Source organism: Tangfeifania diversioriginum (assembly GCF_900141875.1).
Lineage (GTDB): Bacteria > Bacteroidota > Bacteroidia > Bacteroidales > Prolixibacteraceae > Tangfeifania > Tangfeifania diversioriginum.
Genome location: NZ_FQZE01000048.1, coordinates 1 through 18766, shown reverse-complemented (window position 1 = coordinate 18766; position 18766 = coordinate 1). Strand labels below are relative to the sequence as shown.

The following is an 18766-nucleotide window of genomic DNA, read 5'->3' as shown; positions in this document are numbered from 1 at the left end:
ATACCATCTTTACGAAAATTCTGGCTTTTACATTTTGGACAACTATTCATATTGATTAATAATAGGTTAATAATTATCCAAATATACAAAAAAAACTATACTAAATTAACAATGCCGAATATTGATATTTTACACCGCGGCTTCAGCCCGGTGATTGTAGAAAGCGAAAAAGGAAAACAGGCTTTAGCCGTTAATACAGGTTTTAACCGGAAACATTTGATTGTATGAAAAAATTCTTCAAAATATTCGGAATCCTCCTCCTTCTGGCGTTGGTCAGTATTTCGTTCTGGTGCTTTTCCAACATGAAAGATCGGCATCCCGGATACAGCGCTGATTTGAAAATTCTGAACAACTCTCCCACGGAACTAAAATCCGGATTTGCCGCGGTGCCCATCACGCCCGAGGTTCCCGATCGCTGGGAAGATAAGAATGGCGATGGCAAATTCAATCCGAAGGACGGAGACACCTTTACCGATGGTAACGGAAACGGGAAGTTCGATCCGGTGTGGATTGCCGGCTTCAGCAACAACAAACCGGCCAACGGCGTACACGACGATACCTGGGCGCGCACCATGATTATTGACGACGGGAAAACACGTCTGGCTATCGTAATTCTCGATGCCATCGGGTTTATGCACGACGATGTGGTGGATGTGCGCAAAATGTTGCCGGAAGAGCTGGGACTGACCTACACCATTATTGCATCGACCCACACCCATGAGGGACCTGATTTAATGGGGATCTGGGGAAAATCGCCTTTCAAAAGCGGTGTAAACAGAGAGTACATGAAATTTGTCAAGGAACAAATTGTTCGCTCCGTGGAGACGGCGGTGAAAAATCTGCGGCCTGTGCGTCTCGAAATCTCGGAAGACCCGACAGGAGCCATTCCGCTTGTAAAAGATACACGCCAGCCCGAAGTTTTTGATTCAGGGCTGCGGATAATTAAAGCAGTTGACAAACAAAACGGCAACACACTGGGAAGTTTACTTGCGTGGGGCAATCATCCCGAAACATTGTGGAGCAGGAATTTGCTGGTTTCATCCGACTTTCCCCACTTTTTCAGGGAAGGGGTGGAGAAGGGCGTATTTTATGGTGACAGTCTGATGAAGCAGGGTGTGGGCGGAGTTGCTGTTTATATGAACGGTGCGGTTGGCGGACTGATGTGTACCCACCCGTCGCTTGCCGTAAAAGATCCGTTTACCGGCGAGGAGTTAAAGGAGCCGTCGTTTGAAAAAGCAGCGGCAGAAGGAAACCGGCTTTCGTTGCTGGCGCTGGATGCCATGGAGAATCCGGCCGGGATTGTTGATTCTGCCGGTATTTCGCTGGTGGTGCGGACGCTGAAACTCCCCATAAAAAATACCCTGTTTAAACTGGCCACCGCCATTGGGGTTCTCGACCGCGGAACTTCCGGCTGGATGAAAATGCGCACCGAATTGGCGGTTTTTACAATCGGGCCGCTTTCATTTGTCGCTATTCCCGGTGAAATATATCCTGAAATCATCAACGGCGGCGTGGAGGCGCCCGAGGGAAACGATTTTGGAATTGAACCGGTTGAAGTTCCGGCTGTCCGCGAAAAAATGCCGGGCAAGTACAAGTTTGCCATCGGACTGGCAAACGATGAGATTGGCTACATCCTTCCCAAAAGTCAGTGGGATGTAAAGGCGCCGTTCACCTACGGAAGGGATAATTCGCCTTACGGAGAGGAAAATTCCCTGGGACCGGAAACTGCTCCGGTTTTGCACCGGAATTTATTGGAGATGCTGAAAGAGTTGGGGGAGTAGGAAGCAGTCGCAGTCTCAGTTTACAGTCTCAGTTTGCAGGCGCAACAGTAAGGGAGGACTGTAGTAAACAGGTTTTTTGAAAAAAATCAGATACTAAGAATAAAACAGATGAAACCAAAAAATTTCAAACCCATTCTGAAAGGCTTGTTGCTGACTTTTCTGCTTTTTTTCCTGCTGATGGTCACGCCGCAGACTCTTGGATTTTTATTTCCTGAAAGACCTCCGGTGGGCTATCATTTTGAATCGCTGGCTTATCTCGCTGTAGGCATCGGATTGGAAAAACTGGCCGATTTGGAGCCTGAAATCCCGGAAACCGTAGAGGAGATAAAAGATGTGGAATACAAAAATATGAACGGGAAATCGCTGCAAATGGATTTTTACCGGCCTAAAAATACCAGCGAACCGTTGCCTTTGCTGGTGTTTATTCACGGAGGCAGCTGGAAAAGCGGCAAACGCTCTGATTACCTGGTTTACCTGACCCGTTTTGCCCAAAAGGGGTACATCACGGCAACCATTTCATACCGCCTGTTGCGCGACAGCATTTATCCGGCGGCAGTGGAAGATGTGACCGATGCCGTGAAGTGGCTGTTCGAAAACGGCGAAAATTATGGTTACGACCCCGATCGTATTGCCCTGGTTGGAGGCTCTGCCGGGGCACACCTGGCTATGCTGGCGGGTTACGGCTGGGGAAGTTCGGTGTCTCAAAACAGCAGTGTAACCACGGCTCGCCGCATTAAAGCAGTGGTAGATATTTACGGGCCGGTGGATTTAACCACGAAATATTCCCGGAACCAGCGGCTGGTGAATGCTTTTATCGGCTATTCGTATAACGAAAAACCGGAACTGTACCAGCAAGCTTCACCCATTACCTACCTGAGCAGTTCCTGTTCGCCTACCCTCATTTTGCACGGAACTTCCGATACGCTGGTACCCGTCAGCCAGTCCGATACACTGAAATCCCGGCTTGATGCGCTGGACGTTCCCTGCGAATATTACCGCGTCCCACTTTGGCCACATGCTATGGACATCGCCAAACGGGTGAACGATTTTTCGCAAAAAAAGATGGAGGCATTTTTTGAGGAGTATCTGATTTAATTGTTCACCCCAATTTGCTTATCATGCCTTGGGATAATTATCTGCAGCCTGGATTTTCCTCAATCATTTTCAGCGCTTCTTCTACCAATCAGTCACTGGTAATTTCTCGGAGATAGATGCGGCTTATGTGCCTTTTCCAATTGAAATTGTTATAACCTTCTTTTGTCATGAAGGCCCCAGGGCATCGTTAGCGTGGCCAAACAGGAATGGTTAGTCGGTTTTCATGTTTCATAAAAAAAGAGGCAGGCAACCTGTTTTTATTGCCTGCCTCTTTTTTATATTACCGGATTAATACGGTTTTCCGGTTCCCTGTAGAACCCACATTTTCGACCAGGCGCTGTTATTGCTCGGGTCGCTGCCTTTAAACTGGGTGGGTTCCAGCCGGGATATAGCCTCTTCGGCGTTCGCTGTGTTTTTCGATATTTCATCAGCATAGTGGTAATAGAATCGAAGCGGGAGCGCCTCTCTTCTGGCCGATTCCCCGGTTTGTAGTTCCGGTAAACCGGTCCTGCGCCAGTCGAACCACGATTCGGCAGCGGCTGTCCAGCTTGCAATCCATTTTTGTTCGATGATGCTTTCCAGTCCTGAGTAAGGAGCTCCACCAATATAATCTGCAAAATCAGCTTCAACTCCCCAGGCATTAAACGATTGCCGAATACCGGCCGCGTAATGTTCTTCCGGATTTCCCGGAGCCCAGCCGTACAAAGCCGCTTCGGCAAGAATTAAATGAACTTCAGCTGCAGACATGAGCCGCATCAATAGCAAATCGCCGCTGGTTTGTTTATACATGTCGTTCAACTGCGAACAGTGTGGATTGTAAACCGCCTGATCGAGGTTGGGATTTAAATTGTATTGCGGGGCCGCATAAATCGATGGCGGAATCCCCACATATTCCGGGTCGAAATCTAAGCCAACGCCCCAGGATTCGGTGTAGTCATCAATAATATCCTGTGAAATCTGCCGGATGCCGTCCTCAATCCGGTCGATGTTTTCACCCTCCACTTTTTGAAGCGGGATTTCAATTTTATTGGCATAAACGCCCAGGCGCGGGTCATTCAGTTCCTGCATGGCCTCTACCAGTGTTGCACACATTTTTACGCGGAAGTACGACCCGCGGGGATCGGTATCGTAAACGGTGTTGGTTGGCCACGAATCGGAGGGCGATGCCCCAATGTAACCCACAGTTGCGTCTTCGGATGCATTTGTGATAACCGGGTAAGTTCCGGGATCTGATGCTATTTTGCTGATGCCTTCCTGCGCGATTCCTTCTTCCTTTTCCGAAAGCCGCATGTAATAGCGGAGTGCCAGTGAATTGGCCAGCTTTCGCCATTTGGTTACATCTCCGGAGTATAATAAATCCTGGGAGGAGTTTATATTTGAATAAGAGTCGCTGCTTTGCGAAAGCAAGGTGTTGGCGCTTTCCAGGTCAGCCAGAATACCGAGGTAAATATCCCGTTGCGCATCGTATTTCGGTTTGAAAAATTCCGAACCTTCCTCAGCTTTCAGCGCCCCGGAGTAGGGGGCATCTCCCCAGAGGTCGGTTATAATTCCGAATGTATAGGCTTTCATGATCAAAGCTACGCCTTCATGAAATGCGTATTCGCCCTCAATGGCTTTTTTATGGAATTCGTCAATATTTCTGAGAATTCCGTAGTACCCCGACCAGCTTTTGCTGTCAATATCCCAGTCGTAATCGTTATGGCCGCCTGACCAACCGTCTTTTTGGGTGTGTTGCATCACTCCGGCAATATCACCCACTCCCAGATTTACAACCTGCTGCCCGATGCCGGTAATAATAGTCGGCATCAACAGGTTCAAATCTGCAATAGTAGGATCAACGCCGTTTGGATTGATATTTAGTTCATCGAGATCCTGACATGAAATGAAAAATGCCAAGACTATGGTGAATGCAATTTTTATGTTGTTTTTAAATTGATACATGGTGATACTGTTTTAATGGTTAAAAAGAAAAGTTCATTTTAAAACCGATGGGAACAACCCAGGGTTCGGCATTATATCTTTCAACTCCCTGTTTAAACTTACCGTTTCCTTCTGCCTGGTATGCCCTTTCCGGATCCACTCCAATTCCGGCATCTTTGGTCCAAAGAAGGATATTGCGGCTGTACAGCGCGAAATTGACATCCTGCAACCCAAATTTCTGAGATATTCTTGCAGGCAATCTGTAATTTAATGATACCTCGCGCAGTTTTACATAGTCAGCATCAAAAAGGTTGGCTTCTCCAATGTCCCAGGGATAGCTCACCACATAGGGAAGGAAAATTGTTCCTTCAGCGCCCAGGTTTTCCTGTTCGAGGATGAAATTGCCGTTTTCATCGTGGTGTCCTATCACCCCGGGAGCAAAAGTTCCGTCGTAAACGGTAACGCCACTGAAGCTTTCCGGGAAACCGCCAAATTCGGGAGTAGGGCCACCAACAGGCCTCAGGTCGTCGCCAAGCAGTAACCTGTCCTCGTTTGCAATTACCCAGTCGCGTAGTGCCTGCGAGGGAGCTCCTCCCAAATCACCGGGATGAACTAACCCGTTGAGCCAGGCTTCCGACATGGAATCTTCAGAGAGGTACCGGAAAGACTGCGAAACGTATTGTCCTCCTGAGCGCCAGTCAAAAGTCATGTTCAATGTAAAGTTTTTATATGAAAGCGATGACTGCAAGCCCATAATAAAATCAGGGTTATAGTTGCCCACCAAAGAATACTCCTCTTCACCCTGCCACTCAGCATCCAGTCCGCTTCCGAGTATAGGGTAGCCATAATAATCAGAATTTTTATCTGTTACCCGCATCACTTTACGTGAATATAAATTTCCCAAGAGACCGTCATGACCTTCGGCTTCATTTTTTACATAACCTATGCTGCGTACCCTTGCTTCATCCCAGAATTCCACGAATTCCACTTCCTCTGCCAGTTCAAGAATAACGGTTTTGTTTTTGGTGAAATTGAAGTTCAAATCCCAGTTCCAGTTGGCTGTTTTAACTGGTGTTATCCCTAACAGAAGTTCGATTCCTTTACTTTGCAACAACCCGGCATTTATTTGCACGCCGCTAAAACCGGTAGATGCAGCTAACGGAACACCCAGAATTTGATTTCTGTTGTCAACTTTGTAATAAGTTCCGTCAAGGCGTAGTCTGTTGGAAAACAGCCGGATGTCGGTGCCTATTTCATAGGAAGTTGCTTCTTCCGGCAACAGGTTCGGGCTGAGCAGCCCGCTTTGCTTGGCCATCCGGATAGCTTCTCCCCACTGGCCTGCATCCTGATAAGTGGGATATAACCGGTACGGTGAAGTGTCATTACCAACCTGTGCAGCGCCTCCTCTGATTTTAAACATTTCAACCTGATTTCCCATATTAAAAATCTGATCCAGCATGATGCTCAAAGAGGCAGATGGGTAAAAGTAGGATCGGTTTTCGGCCGGGAGCGTGCTCGACCAGTCGTTGCGTGCTGTGAGGTCAAGATAAATAATGTCTGCCCATCCCAGGTTCGCAATTGCGTAGATGCTGTTAATGGCTTTCTGGCTCCTGTAATTGCTGTAATTCAATGCACCCGAGCTTATGTTGTTTACGGTGAACAAGTTGGGAACGGTTAATCCGGATCCGGATTTTGAAGAGTTGCTGACACTGGATGATTTGGAGTAAAGTAAATTTCCGCCGGCAGAGGCCGTCACTGAAAAATTATTATACTGTTTTTCCCAGGTAGCCAAAACATCCATATTTCGTTCCAGGTTATTCCCGGTTACAATCCCATAAGCCCCGTTGTTGGGTTCATCAGTGTAGCCGGGAGCTATTTTGGTTTCCCTTACCTCGTCTGATTTGTTCAGGGTCATTCTTCCCATTAAACTGAATTCCGGTGTGATTTCCCAGGTAGCCATTAAATTTCCGTACACCCGATACCTGTCGAAACTATTGTTAACTCCGTGAGCCAGGAAATAGGGGTTTTCGTGCCCTCCTGAAACCCGCTTGATGTCGTTTCCCGAACCATAATCTTTTAAATCCCTGATATCGATATTTGAAGGATGTTTATAAGCCCATTCAAGTGGGTTTGTTCCCCGGTTGGACGCGGGCCGGTTGTCAGCCCAACTGTTTGTAAAATTTATGTCTGTGCTAATCGTCAGGTTCTTGCGAGGTTTTGATGAAGCCGAAAGGGAAACACTGTTTTTATTTAAATCTGAATTTGGAATCAACCCGTTGTGCGTCATATTGGTAACCCCAAGTCTGTAGTTCAATATTTCCGAACTGCTGGAAACCGAGGCACCGTTGGTTGTTGTAAACGAATAGTCGTTGATGAAATTTTTAAAATTATTGGGGTACGAAACCACTTCAATCGGCACCCTGACTCCGTTTGCATCTACAGGAGAATGCCATTGAACGGCCCAGTAACCTTTGTCATTTTCAGGGCCTGCGCCAAAGGCTTCGGTGGGGCTTATTTCAGGCAGAATCCCTCCTCCAAAATTTTCAGGTCTATAGGAGAAAAATCCGGAAGCAAACTGGGTATGTACATTTAAGTACCGCACCGGAAAATCCCAGACACTATTCGATGTAACGGTTACTTTCATTCCTTTTTCGGTGGGCTTTTTTGTTGTTATCAGAACAACTCCGTTTCCTGCACGGGTTCCGTAAAGGGCAGCGGCACTCGGTCCTTTCAGAATGGATACATCCTGGATGCTCTCCGGATCGAGGTCGGCAATGGAATTCCCGTAGTCAACACGGTTATCGGAACCAAATCCACCCACGTTGTTCACAGTATTAGTCATAGGTACGCCATCTACCACAAACAGTGGCTGGTTATCGGTACTCATGGAGGTTGCTCCCCTGATGACCATATTTACGGTTGAGCCTGCACCTCCGGTTGAGCTAATTGTAACACCCGCAACCTTTCCGGCCATGGAGTTCAATATGTTTTCCTGGGCAACACGTGTCAGTTCCTCGCCTGAAACTTTTCCCACAGAAAAACCAAGCGATTTTTCTTCACGTTTAATTCCCAGAGCTGTAACAACAACTTCTTCCAGGGCTTCAATGCTTTCTTCCATAGAAACATTTATTACGTTTCGGCCTTCCACTGGAACTTCCTGTGTTCTGAATCCTACAAAAGAAAAAACCAATATCCCGTCTTCCGGTGCATTTATGGTGTAATTTCCATCTGTATTGGTAATTGTTCCTACTGAAGTCCCCTGAACAATAATGCTGAGCCCGGGTAACGGAGTTCCATCGACTGCCGAAGTAACCGTTCCTGTTACCCTGATAGTTCCCTGGTCTGCCGGGTTTGAATTGGTATCCGGACCTGCCACAACTTTTCCGTTTAAAACAAGCATGAAGATTGATAAGATGGAGCAAAACAGATATTTCGTATTTATTATTGTTGAAAATGATAGTTTCATATCGATTATTTTGATTAGTTTAATTTACAACGTTAAAGGTGAGGATCATTGCTGTTGTACTCAAAGCAATCAATGGATCCTGACTAACAATGGCATCAGGACTCATGGTTAAAAACATGACCAAACGCATTGAACTGTCGGTAATTTCCTGAACAATCACTTTTCTGTGAAAATCTCTGACCCCGACAAATGCTGTTGACCCCGAAAAATCGATGGTCATAACATCAGGGTAAGTAACGATTGGAATTTCCGGTGGCTGTATTCCGGTTGCAAAGTCGGGAATAGTGGGAATTGAAAAATCTTCGTTTTCAGTGAATACGAAGGTAGCATTATCATCAGGAGTGAAGGTGGTCAATGCAAACGCGTCGGCGCCGAAAACAGCTTCTCCTCCTGTTTTGGTTATGGAGGTTAGTCCAAGTTGCTGCAAAACCGAAGCATACACAATTCCACCAAATGAAGAGCCATCGGTTGTGTTTTGCCTGTAACTTCCGTCATTATAAAAAGTAAACTCATCGTTGTAGGCTTCCGGTAGCCCCAGGTACAAATCGAACGCCCCGGTTGGTAAATATTCGATGTCTTCATCCATTAAAGAAAAAGAGGCATCGGAGTTTACCAGTTTGTCGTTAATCGAGTGGGCTGAAGCGAGTTTCCAGGTTTTTCCGTCATAATCATCAGCGGTATGCTCACCGGTCAATAATGCATAAGGTGTGAGTTCAATGGCCAATTTCACTTCTTTAGTTACCGAATTTCCTGCATCGTCACTGGCCGTTAGGGTTGCCACATAGTAGCCCCCTTCTTCGTAAACATGTACCGGATTTTTTTCGGTGCTGGTGTTCCCGTCGCCAAAATCCCAGTTCCAGCTTACAGCACTATGGGTAAGCGCGGTAAAGGCTACCTGTTTCTTGGCCACACTGTGAAAAATTTCTGCGGAAAGCGGAAATGTAGGGCGGTTTTCTTCTTCTGTGCATGATAAAAGAATGAATAACAGCATGCCCAAAAAAACTGATCCTAAATAAAAAAGTTTCCGTTTCATAGATTTATTGATTAGAATTGACTGTTAATGAAATTTATGATATTTAGTTTGATACGACAAATCAAATTTAGGTTGCCGAATAGTTATAGTACTTCATCAGTGTCAGCTACGAACATCCGGGTACTTTTTGAATATACTTCTCCGTTCGGATCAGGATAAAGCAAATCGATGTAAAAAGCCCGAAATCCGGAATCCGGATAATTCACCTGAATTGAAACTTGCTCTGATGGTTCAGTGTCAATGGTCTTGCTTACGAATTTATTGTCCCTGAAGTCGCGGTCATCTGAATCACTGGTCCACAATAGAATACCGGTCAGCTCTTGTTTTGAGGCATCAATTGTTACAACGATGTCCTGTTGGATTTCTTCGATACTCCATGAACATTCAGGATATTCTTTATTTTGAAGAGTTTCGGCAAAAAAGGAACTTAGCGCTTGAATAGCCTGCTTTTTATCGCCCAACCCATGGCCGGCGTTGGGAACATAATGCAGGTAGTTTTCTCCGGGAATTTCGTTAATGTAATGTTTAATGGCATCGGCAGGCCAGTATTCGTCGTTGGTTCCGTTGAAAATGAGTTTTGGCATGGTGAGTTTTTTGCGGTAGGAAAACGGATCGACCATGGTAACAATTTCCTCTCCATCGGGGGTGTTTACGTCCTGCGCAATGCCCAGTTCCACGTAATCCTGGATTTGAATGCTGTAATCGCCCCATGCTTCCACATGGTAGCTAATGCTTTTGGGCATATTCAGCATGTCAATAACCATGGGGGCTATTGCTTCTACCCGCGGGTCGCTTGCCCCGGTGAGCCATGTGGTCCACCCGCGTTTGGAAGCACCTGACACCAGGAATCGGTTGATTTTGTGGTTTAATGTTTCCTGCGAAAATTCCTGCACTGCATCCATGGCACGTTGGGCGCTTTTCACCATAGGAAACAGCAGTGGCCAGGTAAAGTCTTTGTCGTTTCTGTAATTGTGAAGTGTTAAAGAAATAATTTCATCTTCGGTTAAATTGCCAAAAAGCGGCTGATTGGGAACATTAAAAACCACGGCCACCACCGCCTTGTTTTTTTGTGCAATCAGTTCCATCATCTGAATGGTACTGTCGTCGGGTTTTTTCCAGTTGGGCATTTGGTCGGTGTTGCTTCCACCGGTAATAAACAGCAAAGCTCCGTCGTATTTAATTTCTTCCGGAACAATAACTGCAACCTGATGCCGCCAGGTGTAATTCTGCCATTTTTGAGATGTGACCAGCAGGTTGTGAAGTTTTAAACTGCTTATTTCATGCGAATCGTAAAGTTCCCATGCAAAAGAGTTGTCGTTATTGTTAAGATAAGATTCCAGGGCATTTTCCGGAGTAATTTCTTTATGGGGTTGGCAAGAAAACAATAGTAGAATAGCAAAGAGCGAAGGGACATAAAATACAAATGTTTTGTTCATAAGTTAGTGTTTTAATTTTTATTATTGGTGCTTTTGAATGACAGTAAAAAAAATTTATCTTTTCATTGGAGTACGTAGCACTTTGCAAATAGGTTATTTGTAAAAATTGAAATAAACGTTATACCAATTTGTAATTACTCAAATTTAGGTAGATAGAGGATGTATTGCTTGTTAAAAATTAGTTTTTTCTTATAGAATTTTAACAATAAGAATGAGCAATTTTTCGCTTTCCAATTAACCATTATCTTATTGTACATCAATTTCTCAAAAAAATGGAAAAGCATTTCCCTCTGGTTCGAATTTTCCGATAATTTATAAGTCATTTTTGGATAGGTGCCCGTCTGATTTTGTTGCAGACTTTCCGGCTTACTGCTTGAATAGAAAGCAGGTTATAAAAGTCAACTTTAAGGGATTTTCAAATAGTGGGAAACGGGCATGTAAAATAGAGGTAGTCTATTCTTAATCCTGCAATACTATTCCGTCCAACTCGAATGAATCACACTCCCTTTTTCTGCCTGATTTTCAATCCGCAAATGCACATCGATTTCCTGCTGCATTTCCTCCACGTGGGAAATAACTCCTACAATTCGGTTCTCTTTTCGCAATGATTTTAATGTATCAAAAACAATATTCAGCGATTCCTTGTCGAGCGAGCCAAATCCTTCATCCAAAAAGAAAAAGTTCTGGTTTGATTCGGTAATTTTTTGGATATTGTCGGCCAGTGCCAGGGCAAGCGACAACGCCGCCTGAAAAGTTTGCCCGCCTGATAAAGTTTTGACACTTCTGATTTTGCCGCCGTTCATAAAATCGCGCACCTGAAAATTGTTGTCGGGGGTAATTTCGAGGCTCAGCTTTTGGCGTGTCAACTGGAAGAAACGATCATTGGCCGCATTGCATAAATTCTGCAGGTAAACCGATGAAATGTAATTTACAAACCCACTGGCCTTAAAAAGCAATTTCATGGTTTTAATGTTTTCTGCCCTAACTTCCAGTAGTTCGAGTTCTTTCCGAAGTGCCGCCTGGTTTTCCAGATCTTTCTGAAGCTTTTTTAGCATCTCCGCCGTCTTTCCCTGCTCCTGATTTTTTTGCGTAATCTGTTCTTTCAGCAAAGAAATTCCATCAATGAGTTTTTTGTGGGAGTCAGCATCATACACCCGTTCGCCTATTTCGTTTTGAAACTGTTCCAATGATGATTTAATGCTATCAAGTTGTTTATTAAACTGAGCGACTTTTTGTTTTTCGGCATCCGTATCCAACGGTTCTGAAAGAATTTGAACCACCTCGTCAACAGACTGAAAAGAAGATTCCGCCAATTGTTCATCCACTCGTTTTTTAAGGGTTTCAGTGGTTTCCTGATCTTTTTCCAGTTCTGTACGATTTGTTTTCAGACTTCCGCTCAGGATATCTTTTTGTTTGTTTCGTTCCTGCAAAGATGTAGTTTTTTCAGTAACCTCTTTTTCAATCCGGCTGTATTCATTCAACAAATCCTTTTTCTCTTTTTCAATCTGTTCAACCGGTATTTGGATGTAGTTTTCCGGCTGAATCAGCAAAAGTTGACCAACTATAGTTTTCTGCTCAGTTTGATGCACCGTAAGCGACTTATCTATTTTTTCCAGCTCTGCCTGATAACGTTCCTTATTCTTTTCTTCAAGTGTGAGTTTTTTGGTTGTGCTCTCCAGAGACTTCTCGTGTTCTTTTAATTCACCCTGGATACGTTTGGCCTCCCTGAACGCTCCATTCAACTCCTCTTCTTCCCGGTATTTTTCCCAAATAAACTTTTGGGCATGAGCACTGATTTGTTGCAGTTGTTCCTTTTTCCTTTCATTGGATTCTTTGTGATTTTGCAGAACCGTTCGCATCTGGTTTTCGAGAAAATTCAACCGGTTGCCCAACTCCGATATTTGTTCCAGTTGCTGCTCAAAATTCTGCTGTTTTGCAGTCAGTTCGGCCAGTGCATTGTTATTATCTTCCGCTTTAAAAAGCTCGGGGTGATGTACTGAACCACAAAGCGGGCATGGTTTCCCCTCTTCCAATTCTTCGGCATAGCTTTTTAACTGTGCTTTAACGCGGAAATGGTTTTGCTGTTCGTTCAGTTCCTTTTGTTTATCCTTAATTTTTAACGTTTCAGCTTTAAGATGCTGAATGCAGGTTTTATAGTCTGCTTCTTGCGCGAGATCTTTAAAAACCGGTTCGGTTAAAATTTGGGACACTTCTTCCCTGATTTCTTTTTCTTGTTGAACATATTTTTCAATTTCCTTTTCGATTTCAGGAAGCTGTTTGTTTAGATTATGTTTTTCGATGTACCAGGCCCTGATTGTGGACAACAATTCCAAATCCGGAATTTTGCCACGCGCTGCTTTTATCTTCGCTTCGAGTTGTTGTTTTTCTGTTTTCAGTTTTTCGTGCTGATGAAGTGTAGTATTCAATATTTCTTCACCTTTTTTTAAACGACTTTCTTCATTGGCAATCGTTTCTTTCAATTTTTTCATCTGCACCAGGCGCGACAATTCTTCCGCTTTTTGCTTCAAGGTTTCCCGTTTTTCATAGGCCGGTTTTAGCTTTTCGAGCAGCTTTTCGAGCTGTTCAATTTCAACTTCTTCAGCTTTCAATTTTTCGCTGTCAGTGCGAATTTGCTTTTCGCGTTCTTCTTGTTTTTTCCGGTTTTCATTCAGCGAGTCCAGCAGGTGTTTAAATCGGTACACACACTGCTCGTACCGGGTTATTTTTTTTTCGAGTGCCTGAAATTCAGGCTCCTGTTCCTGAAGCTTTTTTCGTTCTTTTTCTGCTTCGGCTTTCTTCTGCGTTAATTCCTGCAATTTCCGAAGTTGTTCTTCCGCTTTCTGGTTTTCAGCCAGTTTCCGGTTCTGTTCTTTTAATTCCTCTTCCAGCTTTGTTAACTGTGCCTGAAAAATATTTGCCTGTTCGGGATCGACAGCCCCCAATTGTTTCAACTGCCCTTCAATATTTTGTTTTTGTTCATTGTTTTTGGATTCCAGCGAAGCAACTTTGTAGTAAAATTCAAACTTCCCGAGGTTGAAAAGCTCTTTCATCATCTGTGTGCGGTCTTTATTTCCCAGTTGCAGAAATTCCTGAAACTGTCCCTGCGGAATGATGATGGTACGTTTGAAGTTGTCGTAACTTAATCCAATGGCCTGTTCGAGCGTTTCATTTTCAATGGGGCGCCACTCATTGCCTTCTTTTTTGTATGCAGTTCGATCGAGTGCTTTTACATCTTCAAATTTTTTGCTGTTGCGCTTGCCTTTCACAGTCGCCCGGTAGGCAGTTTGTTCCCTGCCCGTTTCAAAAATGAAATCGATAAGCAGTTCGTTCGATTTCAGGTTCATCATGTTGTAATAGCGGTTGTCGCCCGAAAGATTCAGGCGGTCGGTGCGGCCGTAAACGGCAAAAGTGATGGCTTCCAAAATGGACGATTTTCCGCTGCCCACTGTCCCGAAAATGCCGAACAGGCTGGCGGCGGTTAATTTGGTAAAATCGATGGTCTGTTTTTCCTGGTAAGAGTACAGACCTTTTATGGTTAATTGTACAGGTATCATAATTTTTTTATTTCACCACGGATTACACGGATGAACACAGATTTAATTTTTCTCTGTGTGTGTATCTGTGCTATCTGTGGTTAATCTCTTACATAATTATTCGTTTAATTCCTTTTTTCATATCTGTTACGTTGAAGTTCATGAGTAATCCCAGTTTACGTTCTGATAATTTCAAATACGTCATGAGCTGCGCCTGATGAACCGGAGCGATTTCTTCAACCGCTTTTAATTCGACAATTACAGTGTTCTCTACAAGTAAATCAATCCGGTATCCGGCCTCTAAATGAATACCATCATAAACAACCGGCAATGGTTTCTGCCGTTCAACTTTAAGACCTCTTTTCAAGAGTTCATATTCCAGGCAAACTTCATAGGTTGATTCCAGCAATCCTGGGCCAAGTTCTGAATGTACCTTATATGCAGCGCCAATAATTTCGTATGTAATTTGATTTAGTTTTTCCATAATAATATTTTTTACCACAGATTACGCAGATAAACACAGATTTATATTTTTCTCTGTGATAATCTGTGCTATCTGTGGTTATTCTTTTATGTTTCACCACGGATTACGCAGATAAACACAGATTTAATTTTTTTTCTGTGCAAGTCTGTGCTATCTGTGGTTAATCCTCTTCTGCCAGTATTTCTTTAAATAAATTCATCAACTCTTCATTTGGCTCCTGCCCCTTTTCGTGTTTGAAATAGTCGCGGAAAAGTTTTTCCATGCTTTGGTTAAGATCGATTTGCTTTTGCTGGCTCCCCACCAGACTTTCTGCATCGGTTACTTCTGGTATAATGGCGACAATTCCCGGGTGAGCAGCATTCAATTTTCTCCTTTCCACTGCCGTTAAAAAAGTTTCGGTAACCAGCGTCAGTTCAACCAGCGCATCCTGATTTTCGGCCAGCCACTGTAACGCTTCATCCAATCCTTCGGCACGTTTTCGCAGCAAACGTTTTCCTCTGGTTAGTTCTACCTCCCGAACTTTCGCCGCTTCGCCCGGTTCAGCTTCAATGATTAATGCATACTTTTTCTGATTGGCCTCGGCAAAGCTGTACGACAAGGGACTCCCACCATAAAAAACGGGACAAGGTTTTTCATCAACACGATGCATCCGGTGCAGATGCCCCAACGCAGTGTATTGTATTTGCTTCGGAACATTCTCCGTAAAAATTGCCTGCGCCCCGCCCACATGCAGGATGGGCTTTTCGTCTTCCGGCTCTTCTGGCAGCTCGTCGCCTTTTTTTACCATAAACAGATGCGAAACCAGGATATTCACCCCTTGTTCATCGCAATATTGTTCGGTAAGTTTTTGCCATTTCTCCTGAAGGACAGTCCGCAACTCCTCTTCGTTGTTTTCCTGTCCGAGAAAAGTTTTCAGCCGGTATTCGTTGGCATACGACGTATGTAAAATCCGCAGGGGCACAGATGCTCCCGGAAGCTGCAATTCCAGAAAACCTTCGGTGCTTTGCAAAACCCGGAGGCCGGAATCCAACTCAAACGGAGCCACTACCGAATTGGGATAACCGGCAAAGATAATTCCGCACTCACGGGCCAGCGGGTCGGGTGCCTCGATGCGGTCGGGCGAGTCGTGGTTGCCGGCAATGGCAATCACCGGACGTTTTCCGTCGGCGGCCAAACGTTTTAAGGTTTTGTAAAACAGATCAACTGCTTCGGTGGGCGGATTAAACGTGTCGAATAAATCGCCTGCCACCAGCACGGCATCCACCTGTTCGCGTTCAGCTATTTCGCAAATTTCCTGCAAAACCGCCTGCTGCTCTTCCATTCGCGAAAAATCATCGAGCCGTTTGCCGAGGTGCCAGTCGGATGTGTGGAGTAGTTTCATACGATTCTTTTTAATATGGATTTAAAATATTTTCTTCTGAGAAAACAATTAATCTACTTGAAGCTCTTGTCATAGCTACATAGAAATTTTTTGGGTCAGTAAACTTATGCGCATCTAATATTACTACAGTTTTAGCCTCTAATCCTTTAGTAAGAAGTGTTGTCCCAATATATTTACCGTTTATTTTTCTTCCAACTCTCCTTTTAACATTTCTTATTTCTTTCATAGATTCAAAAACTGAAATCTTTTCTATTGAGGACTTTTGAAAACTATTACATAAATCATAAAATAGTTCATTTCTTACAATACGAACATTTTCCAATTTACTCAATGAAATTAAAATAGAAGCTAACAAAGAAAAATCGAAATTTGATTCTATTAGTTTTATTTTGTTGACAATCATACTTAATTCCTTCCTTTTGGGATTTGGACATTTGAAATCATTATTGAAATAATTATTTAGGCCGGATAGCAATGTCCCGACACGCTTACTTCGTTTCTTTCCTCTTTTATCGATTCTGCCCTTTAGAAGTGTAATTAAATCGTGATAAAGGTTATCTGATTGTGTCAACATATCAAAACTTTTTGAGAATTTGTAAAAATCTTTATCATCAAAGGCTTCAATAAGATGGAATCTATTCCCTAGTTTTTGATTTAATTTTATTCTTTGCCAGATATTATTTTCATGAGATAGTACCAAAATATCGTTTAAATCAGCAATTGATTTATTATTATAAGCAATACGATTTAGCCATTTTCGATAATCACTTCCATTTACATAAATATCATTTTCTTTTATTATAAGACATTTACAATTTTCGATTCCATCCAATAGACCAATATCTACTGGTTTGCCTTTTAATAATGTTGATCGAATTTCTTTCAGGTATTCTCCCAAAGCTGGATTAGTTTTCTTCCAACGCCAAGGCTCATGCAACTCGAAGTTTTTATAACTATATAAATCTGTTTCAAAATCCACCAATGGCTCATTATTAAAATTGAAAATGCCTTGTAAAGGATCTCCCAAAACATGAGTAGGAATTAGTTTTGATATTGCAAAAATTAGTAACTGATGAGTTTTAGAACAATCCTGATACTCATCAACAAATAAACCTGAATATGTAACTTTCAAAACAGTTTTGATTGTTTCAACATGGAACAGTTCTGCTGCTTTTTTAATTATGAATTGGAAAAAACCTGCATCGTCTTGATCTGGTAACATTCCACAATAAAATGCTTCAACATATTTTTGTGCAAAACTCGAAATCGTTTCAACAGTATATTTGCATTCCGGTTTTATAATTTTTATTTTTTCTTTTATTGATGCAACTCCTGCATGAGTATGAGTTAGTATTAACTGATGCCCTTTTGTCCACTTTAAAGATTCAGAGATAGCATAGGTCTTCCCATAACCAGCTGGAGCTATTAATTTACTTTTCTCATGGGTGACGAAACTTTGATATAATTGATTGTAATCAATCATCTGTTTATCCAACTAATAAATTTTTCAATTTGATATTTGAGTTTCTTCCCTTCCATTAATCTTAAATTTTGACAGACAACCAAGCCCAAAAATTGACCATGATCAATTCTTTTAAACCATTCTCCGCTTATTGAAGAAATTCCAATTGCCTTTCTTAACTCTTTGCTATCTTGTTGCATCCAATTATTTAATAAATGGGTGCCTAAATAATGTTCTACTTGATCCTTGACTGATTGAGACGAAGGTTTTTCTTCCTGATATTTAACCAATTTTATTATTCCGCCCCATGGCAAATCTTGAAAAATCTGATTTTCAATTGAATTTCCCTTATCACAATCAATAATTTCAATACCTTTCTCAGTAAGTCTGCCTTTCTTTTGATTTATTATTTTGTCGTCAGAATCACAAAATGCTACTACATCAAAATTTAACTTTTTAAAAGCGAGACAATCATTAATAAAGTTAGCACCATTTCCATCTACAAATCGAATACCCTTATGAGCTGCATTTATACGATTTTCACCGATTAAAAAATCATTTACGGCTCTACAAATTCCAACCTCTGTAGCGCCTTCACAGACAACTATTCTTTTAGCAAATAAAGCCTCTGGATTTCTTCTTATATTACCTTGCAAGGACCTACTTACATTTCGTAAGAATCCATTTTCTTTACTTAGAAGATATAAATCTGATGCATCAAGCTCAACAATAACATTACTCGAATGGGTCGTTATGAATGTTTGTATGTTGTCATTTTTCTTTAATGTACTGACAATATGTTGAACACGGTCAGGTTCAAGACCTTGTTCTATTTCATCGATTAAAATTATTCCACCATTTTCAGCTAGCAAAGTTTGAATTGCCATAGATAATAATCTTTTGGAGCCTTTACCTTTCTGCCTAAATGGTATTTTGGATTCATCATGTAAGCTAACTTTATTATTTTTAATAAGTATATCTTTGAAATCTATTGACGTAGAAGTTTCTGATATATTTAAGGTTTGCTGAAAAACAATATTAACAATTGATTGTCAATAAATTACATACAAAAAAGTCACGCAATTTAGCTTCAAAGTGCAAACAAAATATTAACTTCAAGGGAAAAAGTTTGCACATCATGGTTAAATATCAATCTGTCCGGCAGTTAAAAATCG

The 18766-nt window shown here is 42.5% G+C and carries 11 protein-coding genes; 2 read left to right on the top strand and 9 right to left on the bottom strand.

Annotated features, from left to right (window positions below):
• Positions 1–224 precede the first annotated feature (224 nt).
• Together BUC07_RS19335 and BUC07_RS19330 are read left to right on the top strand one after the other, a co-directional pair.
• Positions 225–1781: a neutral/alkaline non-lysosomal ceramidase N-terminal domain-containing protein gene (locus BUC07_RS19335; RefSeq protein WP_073173785.1), complete on the top strand. Its 1557-nt coding sequence runs from the start codon at positions 225–227 to the stop codon at positions 1779–1781.
• Between the two features lie 108 nt (positions 1782–1889).
• A complete protein-coding gene (locus tag BUC07_RS19330) occupies positions 1890–2876 on the top strand; it encodes an alpha/beta hydrolase (protein ID WP_083578356.1) in 987 nt (328 codons plus the stop codon).
• A 288-nt stretch (positions 2877–3164) separates the two neighbouring features.
• On the opposite strand, the gene BUC07_RS19325 is transcribed toward BUC07_RS19330, so the two are convergent.
• From BUC07_RS19325 to BUC07_RS19280, 9 genes are all read right to left on the bottom strand, one after another.
• On the bottom strand, positions 3165–4817 hold the full coding sequence (locus BUC07_RS19325; RefSeq protein WP_073173784.1) for a SusD/RagB family nutrient-binding outer membrane lipoprotein: 1653 nt from the start codon (positions 4815–4817) through the stop codon (positions 3165–3167).
• Positions 4818–4836: 19 nt separating this feature from the next.
• Positions 4837–8262 carry a SusC/RagA family TonB-linked outer membrane protein gene (locus BUC07_RS19320; RefSeq protein ID WP_083578355.1) on the bottom strand — a complete coding sequence of 1142 codons (3426 nt, stop codon included), beginning with the start codon at positions 8260–8262 and terminating at the stop codon, positions 4837–4839.
• Between the two features lie 19 nt (positions 8263–8281).
• A complete protein-coding gene (locus tag BUC07_RS19315) occupies positions 8282–9295 on the bottom strand; it encodes a PKD domain-containing protein (protein WP_073173781.1) in 1014 nt (337 codons plus the stop codon).
• Between the two features lie 83 nt (positions 9296–9378).
• Positions 9379–10731 (bottom strand): PhoPQ-activated pathogenicity-related family protein, encoded by a 1353-nt coding sequence (locus BUC07_RS19310; protein WP_073173779.1) that lies wholly within the window; start codon positions 10729–10731, stop codon positions 9379–9381.
• Between the two features lie 473 nt (positions 10732–11204).
• Positions 11205–14285 carry an AAA family ATPase gene (locus tag BUC07_RS19300; RefSeq protein WP_073173775.1) on the bottom strand — a complete coding sequence of 1027 codons (3081 nt, stop codon included), beginning with the start codon at positions 14283–14285 and terminating at the stop codon, positions 11205–11207.
• Between the two features lie 88 nt (positions 14286–14373).
• Complete coding sequence (locus BUC07_RS19295; protein WP_073173773.1) at positions 14374–14748, bottom strand: GxxExxY protein; 375 nt, start codon at positions 14746–14748, stop codon at positions 14374–14376.
• Positions 14749–14908: 160 nt separating this feature from the next.
• Entirely contained in the window at positions 14909–16129 is a 1221-nt protein-coding gene (locus tag BUC07_RS19290; protein ID WP_073173771.1) for a metallophosphoesterase family protein, read from the bottom strand.
• 10 nt (positions 16130–16139) lie between these two features.
• Positions 16140–17624 (bottom strand): AAA family ATPase, encoded by a 1485-nt coding sequence (locus BUC07_RS19285; RefSeq protein ID WP_139279661.1) that lies wholly within the window; start codon positions 17622–17624, stop codon positions 16140–16142.
• Positions 17609–18568: an ATP-dependent nuclease gene (locus BUC07_RS19280; protein WP_262509509.1), complete on the bottom strand. Its 960-nt coding sequence runs from the start codon at positions 18566–18568 to the stop codon at positions 17609–17611. The genes BUC07_RS19285 and BUC07_RS19280 overlap by 16 nt, the downstream gene beginning before the upstream one ends.
• Positions 18569–18766: the final 198 nt, after the last annotated feature.